Consider the following 1,923-nt stretch of genomic DNA (forward strand, 5'->3'; position numbering starts at 1 on the left):
ATGGGCGGTGTGTACAAGACCCGGGAACGTATTCACGGCGCTGTTGCTGACACGCCATTACTAGCAATTCCGACTTCATGCAGTCGAGTTGCAGACTGCAATCCGAACTGAGACCAGTTTTGGGATTAGCTACGCCTCGCGGCTTCGCAACCTTTTGTACTGGCCATTGTAGCACGTGTGTAGCCCTGGACATAAGGGCCATGCGGACTTGACGTCATCCTCACCTTCCTCCTGATCGACTCAGGCAGTCTCTCTAAAGTGCTCAGCTTTACCTGATGGCAACTAGAGATAAGGGTTGCGCTCGTTGCGGGACTTAACCCAACACCTCACGGCACGAGCTGACGACAGCCATGCAGCACCTGTGCAAAGGTCCTTTCGGAACTGAGTATTTCTACTCCAGTCCTTTGCATGTCAAGCCCAGGGTAAGGTTCTTCGCGTTGCATCGAATTAAACCACATGCTGCCACTGCTTGTGCGGGTCCCCGTCAATTCTTTTGAGTTTCACCCTTGCGAGCGTACTCCCCAGGTGGCACACTTATCGCGTTAGCTACGACACAGCCGGGGTTGAGACGCGACTACATCAAGTGTGCATCGTTTACAGCATGGACTACCAGGGTATCTAATNCCTGTTTGCTCCCCATGCTTTCGTGCCTCAGCGTCAGTAGTAATCCAGAAAGCCGCCTTCGCCACCGGTGTTCCTCCACATATCTACGCATTTCACCGCTACTTGTGGAATTCCGCTTTCCCCTCTTACACTCTAGCTAAGCAGTTTTGTATGCAGCCCGGAGATGAACTCCGAGATTTCACATCCAACTTGCTTAGCCGCCTACGCACCCTTTACACCCAATAAATCCGATTAATGCTTGCGCCCCACGTATTACCGCAGCTGCTGGCACGTAGTTGGCCGGCGCTTCTTTACCTGCTACTATCAAGACCAAACCTTTATTAGAAGATGGCCCTTGCTCACAGGCGAAAGTGCTTTACGATCCTAAAACCTTCATCACACACACGGCGTCGCTTCGTCAGGCTTGCGCCCATTGCGAAAGATTCTCGACTGCAGCCTCCCGTAGGAGTCTGGGCAGTTCTCAGTCCCAGTGTTGGCGATCGACCTCCCAGTCCGCCTAGGCGTCTCAGCCTTGGTAGGCCATTACCCTACCAACAAGCTGATGCCGCACAGGCCGCTCGCATCCCGCAAGGTTCCTCTCGGAATCCCCCGCTTTCATCAAGTTTCGATGCCGATACTTGACGACATTCGGTATTAGCACTCATTTCTGAATGTTATCCCCAGGGTTGCGGTACGTTACCTGTGTATTACTAACCCTTCCGCCACTGACTTAAGTTTGCACTCAAGCCCGTTCGACTTGCATGCCTCATCCACGCCGCGTTATGACTCAATCAAATTTAGTAGCCAAGCTTGCAAAGCCTCCTTTGGAGAGGCTTCACCTAATCGAACAGCGCTCTCTGCTGCCCCAAGTGAGCAAACCATAAGTAATAGTTTTGTTTTGCCAATTTTCTTTAGAGACAAAACTGCCAACTGTTTTTTTCTTTCTTTAGGATAATAACTTTCATTCGATGTAGATCTAGAAGATAGATGAATTGTTAGTAGGTAGCTTAAATGATTCCTCAAAACAATCATCCACCTAACTGCTATGTTCGGATGCATTTCAATGCTGTTAACAGAATCTAGCGCGCCTCTCCAATTTTTCTTTTCGATTTTTCTAAACAGATCCCATACATCATCCGAAACGTCAAATGTAGAACATATTTCAGTAAAACCAAGAGAAAATTTAATTAATTCATTCTCAAGACTATAAGGGTCATTCTTAAAATAACGTGACAACTGCAAGGCCTTTTCTTGGCTAAGCTTCACTCCTTTCTCATCGGCCAAAAAATAAGCTAATCCCAGGTAACGTTCACTAACTTT

The 1,923-nt window shown here is 48.4% G+C and carries 1 rRNA gene; it reads right to left on the reverse strand.

Annotated features, from left to right (window positions below):
* Positions 1-1,422: ribosomal RNA gene (locus tag GCCT14_RS05325) — 16S ribosomal RNA — on the reverse strand; the annotation flags it as partial.
* Positions 1,423-1,923: the final 501 nt, after the last annotated feature.

It is taken from the genome of Candidatus Similichlamydia epinepheli (genome assembly GCF_003056015.1).